The 8,733-nt window shown below is 73.9% G+C and carries 7 protein-coding genes and 1 pseudogene; all 8 read right to left on the bottom strand.

What is annotated here, in order from left to right; genetic code table 11:
- A pseudogene (locus ACFW2E_RS34080) lies at window positions 1-881 on the bottom strand (hypothetical protein); the annotation flags it as partial.
- Window positions 882-1,094: 213 nt separating this feature from the next.
- Window positions 1,095-1,961 carry a methylenetetrahydrofolate reductase gene (locus tag ACFW2E_RS34075; RefSeq protein ID WP_384471960.1) on the bottom strand — a complete coding sequence of 289 codons (867 nt, stop codon included), beginning with the start codon at window positions 1,959-1,961 and terminating at the stop codon, window positions 1,095-1,097.
- A 227-nt stretch (window positions 1,962-2,188) separates the two neighbouring features.
- Window positions 2,189-2,698 carry an O-acetyl-ADP-ribose deacetylase gene (locus tag ACFW2E_RS34070; protein WP_384471957.1) on the bottom strand — a complete coding sequence of 170 codons (510 nt, stop codon included), beginning with the start codon at window positions 2,696-2,698 and terminating at the stop codon, window positions 2,189-2,191.
- 106 nt (window positions 2,699-2,804) lie between these two features.
- Window positions 2,805-4,217 carry a phytoene desaturase family protein gene (locus ACFW2E_RS34065; protein WP_384471954.1) on the bottom strand — a complete coding sequence of 471 codons (1,413 nt, stop codon included), beginning with the start codon at window positions 4,215-4,217 and terminating at the stop codon, window positions 2,805-2,807.
- A 268-nt stretch (window positions 4,218-4,485) separates the two neighbouring features.
- Complete coding sequence (locus ACFW2E_RS34060) at window positions 4,486-5,358, bottom strand: inositol monophosphatase family protein (RefSeq protein WP_384471951.1); 873 nt, start codon at window positions 5,356-5,358, stop codon at window positions 4,486-4,488.
- Window positions 5,359-5,465: 107 nt separating this feature from the next.
- Window positions 5,466-7,277, bottom strand: coding sequence for a gamma-glutamyltransferase family protein (locus ACFW2E_RS34055; RefSeq protein WP_384471948.1), 1,812 nt, complete (start codon window positions 7,275-7,277; stop codon window positions 5,466-5,468).
- A gap of 337 nt (window positions 7,278-7,614) precedes the next feature.
- Complete coding sequence (locus ACFW2E_RS34050; RefSeq protein WP_384471945.1) at window positions 7,615-8,301, bottom strand: response regulator; 687 nt, start codon at window positions 8,299-8,301, stop codon at window positions 7,615-7,617.
- The coding region (locus tag ACFW2E_RS34045; protein ID WP_384471942.1) for a sensor histidine kinase at window positions 8,298-8,733 on the bottom strand (436 nt) is incomplete at its 5' end. The genes ACFW2E_RS34045 and ACFW2E_RS34050, both read right to left, overlap by 4 nt.

Raw genomic sequence — 8,733 nt, 5'->3', positions numbered from 1 at the left:
GAGCCGCCGTGGCCGGAGCCCTCCTCGCCGCCACCGCCGCCACCGCCTTCGCCGCCACCGCCTTCCCCACCGCCGCCTGCGCCGCCTCCGCTGTCACCGCCACCGTGGCCGTCGCCCTCGTCACGGTCGAAGATGCCACCGTGGCCGAAGTGACCGGCGTCGCCGCCGCCCTCACCGCCGAAGCCGCCGCCGTGACCGCCGAAGTCCCCGAACCCGCCGGATCCGCCGAGGTCGCCTCCGGAGCCGAACCCGCCGTCACCGACCCCACCGGAACCGGCACCACCGTCGCCGAACCCGCCGAAGCCGCCGTCGGAGCCGCCCTCGCCGAACCCGCCGAAGCCGCCCAGGCCCCCGGCGTCTCCTCCGCCGCCATGTCCGCCGAGCCCGCCGAGGTCCGGCCCGTCCGCGCTCCCGAACTCGCCGAATTCACCGGCCTGACCGAAGTCACCTGATCCGCCGCCCGCCTCGGCCGGCGACCCGTGGACCAGCCCTCCGCCGAGCAGGCTCCGAGCACCGGTGGCGGACGCGTCGAAGGCGCCGGCGGTCCCCTGGCCTTCGGTGGGGAGGGCATGGTCCACCGCGTGGTCGACGCCGGCGTGGTCGGCGGACACATGGCCGACCGGAACATCCGGAACGTCATGGTGGGCCAGCGCGTGTGCCGCGCTGCCGAAGAACAGGGACGACTTGGACAGCCGCGGGTCGAGCGCGGCCGGTCCCCCGTCGGTGGCGGTCTCGACACGAAGGGAGCGGAGCTCGGTGACCTGGTCAGAAGTCAGGGCGAGTCTTCGGGCCACCTCGTCGGTGTCGCCGTCGAGTTCGGCTCTGAAGGCCGGGTCGACGGCAAGGCGGGTCATGGCGTCGCGAAAGGCGTTGTCGGTCATGTCCTCGGTCTCCGTGGGTCTGCGTGCGCTGATGCCGATCCCGGCGGAGCTGAGGATCCCCCCTGGTCGGCGGCAACTGCCATTTCCGGCCATCCCCACCGATGCCTGCAGGGACGGTTATAAGGGGCATGACATGACCCGCGCAAGGCCGGGAGCGGGGTGCCCTCGGCGCACATGCCCGGGACGCGCCTCACCGGCACGGCGGGTGTCGCGTCAGCCCTCCGCCCGGAACCGGGTTATCCACTCCGAGGTGGCCCGCAGCCCGCCGAAGGTGTAGAAGTGCACCTTCAGATCGCCGTGGCGCCGGGCGTCGTACTCCCGGGCCAGCGTGCGCAGGAAGCGGTCGGGCCCCGCCGTACCCACGAGGTTGGTCAGCGAGAACCCGTACTTCCGGGCGATCGAGGCGCTGGTGCCGACGCCGAAACGGGTGGCGTAGCCCATCAGGCGCCGCACCCCGGCCGGGCCGGGGACGCCGACGCGGATCGGCAGCTCGACGCCGCGTTCGCGTACCCGCTCCACCCAGCCGAGCACCACCTCCGCGTCGAAGCCGAACTGGGTGATCACGTCGCCCGCGAGCCGCCGGGTACCGAGCACCGCGCTCTTGTCGGTCAGCGCCGACCACAGCGAGTGCTCGGTGATGGCGGGGTGGCCCTCCGGGTAGCCGCTGATGCCGACGTGGCGGACGCCGTAGCGCTCGAGGAGCCCGGTGCGGATGACGGCCAGCGCGTCCTCGTACGGGCCCTCGGGGCGGGCGGGGTCGCCGCCGACGACGAACACGTTCTCGGCGGCTCCGTCGGCCGCCAGGCCGGCCAGGAACTCCTCGAGGTCCGACCGTGAGGCGAGACGGCGGGCGGAGATGTGCGGCACGGGGACGAGGCCGAGGCGCTTGACCGCGCGGGCCGCGTCCAGGCGCATCCGCAGGTCCTCGTTGCCGAGGAAGGTGACATTGACCCGGGTGCCCCGGGGGACGGCGGCGTGCGCCTCCTCGAGCTTCGGGACGTCCTTGCCCGTCATCTCCAGGGAGAAGTCCTCCAGCAGTGCGGTGGCGGGCGCCGTCGGGGCCGTGGGACCCGGGTTCATCGTGCTCCTTCGTTCTCGGACCGTCCCGGTGGTCTCGCGGGTACGGGGTGAGCACGAGTCCGGGGTCCTGGGCCCGGCCGATGATGTCACGCACGCCGCCGGCGTCGCGGAGCAGGGGGTGACCGGTCCCGGTCGTCGGGCAGTCCGGCACCGCGCGGGTACTGTCCGGCACGCCTTCGGCGGGTTGGAGAATCCAACTTGGCACGAATCGGCACGTCGAACGGTGATCAACCGACCTGCCGGGCGAACGCGTCGTACGCCCGCCCGTCGAAGAGTACGAACCTGGCCTCCTCTACGGCCGTGCCGCTCGCGCGCACCGTCTCGACCGCGATCCGGGCGCCGTCGTCCATCGGCCAGCCGTAGATTCCGGTGGAGACGGCGGGGAACGCGACGGTGCGGGCGCCCAGTTCGTCGGCGATCCTCAGCGATTCCCGGTAGCAGGAGGCGAGCAGCTCCGAGCGGTCCTCGGAGGACGACCAGACCGGGCCCACCGTGTGGATCACCCACCGCGCGTCCAGGTCGCCCGCCGTCGTGGCGACGGCCTGTCCCGTGGGCAGGCCCTTGCCGTAGCGGGAGGCGCGCAGCGCCCGGCACTCCTCGAGGATCGCCGGTCCACCGCGCCGGTGGATGGCGCCGTCCACGCCTCCGCCACCGAGGAGGGAGGAGTTGGCCGCGTTGACGATCGCGTCGGCGGTCTGCCGGGTGATGTCGCCCTGGACGAGCGTGATGGTGGTCATGGCTGCCTCTATACCAGCCCGGCGCTGGCCGGCGGCCCCGCATCACCGGGCTGCGGACGGTCCGGGAGGCGTGGCGGAAGGCCGGGCGAGGGGGCGGCGACCGCCGTCACGGCTGCTGTCGCAGGCGCCGCCAGACCGCCTTCGCCGCGTTGTGTCCCGACATGCCGTGCACACCGGGGCCGGGCGGGGTGGCCGACGAACAGATGAAAACGGCGGGGTGCGGGGTGTTGTACGGGTACAGGGACAGCTTGGGGCGCATGAGCACCTGGAGGCCGGTGAACGCGCCGCAGCCGATGTCGCCGCCGACGTAGTTGGCGTTGCCCGCGGCCACCTCGCGCGGGCCCGCGGTCGCGCGGGCCAGGACGAGGTCGCGGAACCCGGGGGCGAAGCGCTCCAGCTGGCGCTCCATGGCGTCCGTGAGGTCGCCGGTCCAGCCGCTGGGCACATGGCCGTACGCCCAGAAGACGTGCTTGCCCTCGGGCGCCCGGCCCGGGTCGACGACGCCGGGCTGAACAGTGATCATGAACGGCCGCTCGGGTGCCCGGCCCTCACGGGACGCTGCGCGCAGAGCGGTGCCGATCTCCGTGCTGTCGGCGCCGATCTGCACGGTGCCGGCGGCGCGCGCCTCGGGGGCGGTCCAGGGAACCGGGCCGTCGAGGGCGTAGTCGATCTTGAAGACACCGGGGCCGTAGCGGTAGTCCTGGTAGTGGTTGCCGAATCCGGCGATGCGGGCCAGCGCGGTGGGCGAGGTGTCGAAGACGTACGCGCGCGCGGGCGGCAGGTCGTCCAGGCGCTTGACCTCGTAGTCGGTGTGCACGCTGCCGCCCAGGTCCTCGAGGTAGGCGGCGAGGGCGTCGGAGATCGACTGGGAGCCGCCACGGGCCACGGGCCAGCCGCGGGCGTGCGCGGACAGTGCGAAGACCAGGCCGATGGCGCCGGTGGCGAGTCCGCCGAGCGGGGCCATGACGTGCGCCACCAGCCCGGCGAAGAGCGTTCTGGCCCGCTCGTCGCGGAAGCGGCGCATGAGCCAGGTGGAGGGCGGCAGACCGGCCAGGCCGAACCGGGCGAGGGTGACCGGGTCGCGCGGGAGGGCGGTGAGTGGCAGGGACATGAAGTCGTGGGCCAGGGTGTCCCACTTGGCGAGGAACGGTTCCACCAGCCTGCGGTACGCCCCCGCGTCGCGAGGTCCGAAGGAGGCGGCGGTCTCCGCCACGGAGCGGGCCAGCACGGCCGCGGTGCCGTCCGGGAACGGGTGTGCCATGGGCAGCTCGGCGTGCAGCCACTCCAGGCCGTACCGCTCGAGGGGCATCGCGCGGAACGCGGGCGAGTTGATGCCGAGGGGGTGTGCGGCGGAGCAGGGGTCGTGCCGGAAGCCGGGCAGCGTGAGCTCTTCGGTGCGCGCTCCCCCGCCGACCGTGCCACGGGCCTCGAAGAGGGCGACCGAGAAGCCGCGGCGGGCCAGCTCCACGGCGGCCGTCAGTCCGTTCGGCCCCGCTCCGACCACGACCACATCGAACATCGACGGCACCTTCGGACTCCTTCGTCAGCCGACGGCCACTCGGGATCAGGATATGCCGGTGGACCGACAGCCCGGGCGGCACGGGTGGCGGCGGCGGGGCGGCCAGGGTGTGGGCGAAGTCAGGGCCGGGAAACGGAATTCGCGGCGTGGGCCTGGCGGGCCGGGCCCCTGAGAGGGACGGAGGGGCGGGCACCGCGAAGCGGAATCCGGCCGGGCACGAACGGTCGGGCACGGCGGCGGGGCGGTCCCGCCGGGCCCCGGCCATGGGTCAGTCCACCGTCCGCAGCAGTTCCGCCACCCGCCGTGCCGTGGCGGCGTCGCGTGCGGCCGTGAACGGGAGCGTGTTGCCGCCCGTGACGCGGAACGGCTCGCCGCTGCGGGTGAGGTGGACACCGCCCGCCTCCTCGACGAGGAGGATGCCCGCCGCATGGTCCCAGGCCGCTTCCCAGGAGAAGGCGGTGGCGTCCAACTCGCCCCGGGCCACGGCGAGATACTCCAGGCCGGCGGAGCCGCAGGCGCGTGGCGCCACGCCGTCCGTCCACAGGCCGAGCAGCGCGCGCTTCTGTCCGTCCGTCGTGTAGTCCGGGTGGGAGGTGGCCACCTCCAGGTCCCGGTCGGGTGCGGGCGCGCCCGAGAGGAGCCGCTCGCCGTCGAGGTGGGCGCCCTGGCCGCGCACGGCCGTGGCCAGCTGGTCGCGGGCCGGGGCGTACGTCCAGGAGGCGAGCACCACGCCGCGGTGGGCGAGGGCGACCAGGGTGCAGAAGCCGGCGTCGCCGTTCACGAACTGCCGGGTGCCGTCCACCGGGTCGACGATCCAGACCGGCGCGTCGCCGCCTATCGCCTCGTATGTCGCGGGGTTGGCGTGCACCGCCTCCTCGCCGACCACGGCCGAGCCGGGCAGCAGGGCGCCGAGCACCCCTGTGAGGTACTCCTCCGCCAGGCGGTCGGCGTCCGTCACCAGGTCGTGCGGTCCGCTCTTCTGGTCGACCTCGTGCTCGGCGAGCCGGCGGAAGCGGGGCAGGATCTCGGTCTCCGCCGCCTTGCGGACGGCTTCCTCCACGTCGGCCGAGTGGCGTGGGAGGAACTCTCCCCGAAGGGCCTCGTCCAGGGCAGGGCCCCAGGTCTCCGTGTCTCCGATCATGCCTCCATGAGAGCACGCGCCACTGACAATCCCCACCGGCCCGGTGAACACAGGGTGGAATCGGGGCGAACAGGCGGCGTCGGTGATCAGTGGCCGGGTGACGTTGCTCAGCGGCCCACCGCGTATCCCTGCATGCCCCGCGGATTGGCGGCCGCCGACAGGACGCCGGTCTCCGGGTCACGGGCCACCGCGCACAGCCGGCCCTCGGACCAGCCGTGGCCGACCGTGACGTCGTGCCCGCGCCGCTGGAGCTCCTCGACGGTCTCCGGGTCGGTGCGGGACTCGACGGTCACGCTGCCGGGCCGCCTGCCGCGCGGGTAGAACGAGCCGGTGAAGCTGTCGTTGTGCCAGTTCGGGGCGTCGATCGCGCCTTGGAGGTCGAGGCCGCCGCGGACCGGGGCGCGCAGGGCGACCGCCAGGAAGAAGTGCAGCTGCCACTGGTCCTGCTGGTCCCCGCCGGGTGTGCCGAAGGCCATGACCGGGGTTGCGTCGCGCAGCGCGATCGACGGGGTGAGGGTGGTGCGGGGACGGCGTCCGGGGGTGAGGGTGTTGGGCAGGCCCTCCTCCAGCCAGGTCATCTGGAGCCGGGTACCGAGCGGGAAGCCGAGTTCGGGCACGACGGGGTTGGACTGGAGCCAGCCGCCGCTGGGTGTGGCCGCGATCATGTTGCCCCAGCGGTCGACGACGTCGAGGTGGCAGGTGTCGCCGCGGGTGCCGCCGTCGGCGGCGACCACGGGCTCGCCAGGCAGCCTCGCCAGGGTCGGCTCTCCGACGCCCATCGGGTCGAAGCCGGGTTCGTCGCCGCCCGTCAGGTACGCGTGCGTGCTGAGCCGGGGCTCACGGCCGCCGGGGCTGCCGGGCCGCAGCTCGTACGAGGCCTTGTCGCCGACGAGCGCGCGTCTCTCGGCGTTGTAGCGTTCGGACAGCAGTTCGGCGAGCGGTACCTCGGCCGCGTCCCCGTACCAGGCCTCCCGGTCGGCCATGGCCAGCTTGCAGCCCTCGATCAGGAGGTGGACGTAGTCGGCGGAGCCGTACGGCGGCAGTTCGGGCGGGAGCAGTGCGAGCTGCTGGAGGAAGGCGGGGCCCTGGCTCCAGGGGCCCGCCTTGCACAGGGTCCAGCCGTTCCAGTCGTACGTGGCGGGCGCCTCGTAGGTCGCCGACCAGCCGGCGAGGTCGGCCGCGGTGAGTGTGCCGGCGTGCCGCTCGCCGCTGCTGTCCAGGGTCGGCCGGGCGGACTGCCGTACGAGTGCCTCGGCGATGAAACCGGAGCGCCACACCTCGCGGGCCGCGTCGATCCGCGCCTCGCGGTCCCCCGCCCCCTCCGTCTCGGCGAGCAGCCGCTTCCAGGTGGCGGCGAGGACGGGGTTGCGGAACAGCCGGCCGGCCCTGGGCGCCTGCCCGCCCGGCAGGTAGACCTCCGCCGAGGAGGTCCACTCCGTCTCGAATAGCCCGCGCACGCTCTCGACGGTCGCGCCGACGTTCTCCACGGGCGCGTGCCCGTGCTCGGCGTACCCGACGGCGTACTCGAGGACCTCGGCGAGGGACTTGGTGCCGTGGTCGCGCAGCAGGAGCAGCCAGGCGTCGAAGGCCCCGGGGACGGCCGCGGCGAGCGGGCCCGTACCGGGTACGAGGTCCAGGCCGAGTCCCCGGTAGTGGGCGACCGTGGCGCCCGCCGGTGCCACGCCCTGCCCGCACAGCACGCGCACCTCGCCGGCGGCCGGGGCGATCAGGATCGGCACCTCGCCCGCGGGCCCGTTGAGGTGCGGTTCGACGACGTGCAGCACGAAGGCGCCCGCGACGGCGGCGTCATAGGCGTTGCCGCCGTCCTCCAGCACGGCCATGGCCGACTGTGAGGCCAGCCAATGGGTGGAGGACACCATGCCGAAGGTGCCCTGGAGGGTGGGACGGGTGGTGAACATTCGGCTCACACCTCGCTGTTCGTGCACGTGCCTCGGTTCCGACCGGGCAGCAGGCTACCGACCGGGTCCGGCCGGTGAGCCGTGCCGCGCGGACTTCATGATCGTGCCTTTGGGATCTGGTGGGCGCCACCGACCGCACGGCCGTTCAGGCCGGGCGGGCTCGTGCCGGAGTCGTGCCCGCACGCCGTGAGCGCCTGGCCCGCGGCAAGAGGCAGAGCGCGGGGTGGTTCTCCGGACGGTGACAGCCCATCAGGGCGCCTTCGCCGGACCCGTGGTCGAAACCATGGTTCCGGGCCGCGGGCGGGTCACGGGCGCGGTCGCCGGTCCCGCCCGGCGCTCACTCGCACCGGTACTCCCCGCGGCTCGGGGCCACCAGCCCCGACTCGTAGGCGAACACCACCAGTTGGGCCCGGTCGCGGGCCCCCAGCTTGGTCATCGCCCGGCTGACGTGCGTCTTCGCGGTGAAGGGGCTGATGACCATGTGGACGGCGATCTCCTCGTTGCTCAGGCCACGCGCGGCGAGCGCGGTGACCTCGCGTTCGCGGCGGGTGAGGTGTTCCAGGCCGGGGGCACTGGCGCGGTCCGGCGGGCGGGAGACGAACTCGCCGATCAGGGTACGGGTGACCGAGGGCGAGAGCAGGGCCTCGCCGCGGGCGACCACCTCGATGGCCTGGAGCAGGTCGGCCGGTTCGGTGTCCTTCAGGAGGAAACCGCCGGCGCCCGCGCGCAGCGCCTCGAAGACGTACTCGTCCAGGCCGTAGTTGGTGAGGATGACCACGCGTACGGCGGCCAGGGCCGGGTCGGCGGCGATCCGCCGGGTCGCCTCGATGCCCGTCATCACGGGCATCTGCACGTCGATCAGGGCGACATCGGGCACCTGTGCCCGGATCAGTTCCAGGCCCTGCCGTCCGTCGGCCGCCTCGCCCACCACCTCGATGCCCTCCTCCGCGTCCAGGAGGGCCCGGAATCCGGCGCGCATCAGTGCCTGGTCGTCCACCAGGGCCACCCTGGTCGTCCCGCTCATCCCGCCTCCCCCAGCGGCAGCCGTGCGTGTACGGAGAAGCCGCCCTCCGCGCGCGGGGCGGCGCGCAGTGTGCCGCCGAGGGCCGTCACTCGCTCCCGCATTCCCGTGAGACCGGTCCCGGGTGTCGGTGGGCGGCCGGGTTCGGCGCTGCCGTCGTCGTCCACCCGCACCGTCAGCTCCCGCTCGCCGTGGTCGAGTCCGACCCGGATGCGGGCCGGACCCGCGTGCCGCGCCGCATTGGTGAGCGCTTCCTGGACGATGCGGTAGACGGCCCGGTCGACGGCGGTGGGCAGGGCGCGTTCCTCGCCGGTCACCGTCAGGTCGACGGCGAGTCCGGCCGCTCGGGCTCGTTCGACGAGCCGCGCCGGTGTGCCGGCCGGCTGGTCGGTGCGCAGCACCACGAGCGTGGCGCCCAGATCCCCCATGGCCTCA

The organism is Streptomyces sp. NPDC058964 (genome assembly GCF_042741275.1).
Lineage (GTDB): Bacteria > Actinomycetota > Actinomycetes > Streptomycetales > Streptomycetaceae > Streptomyces.
The sequence above is the reverse complement of the archived record's forward strand: the minus strand, read 5'-3'. Positions and strand labels throughout refer to the sequence as shown.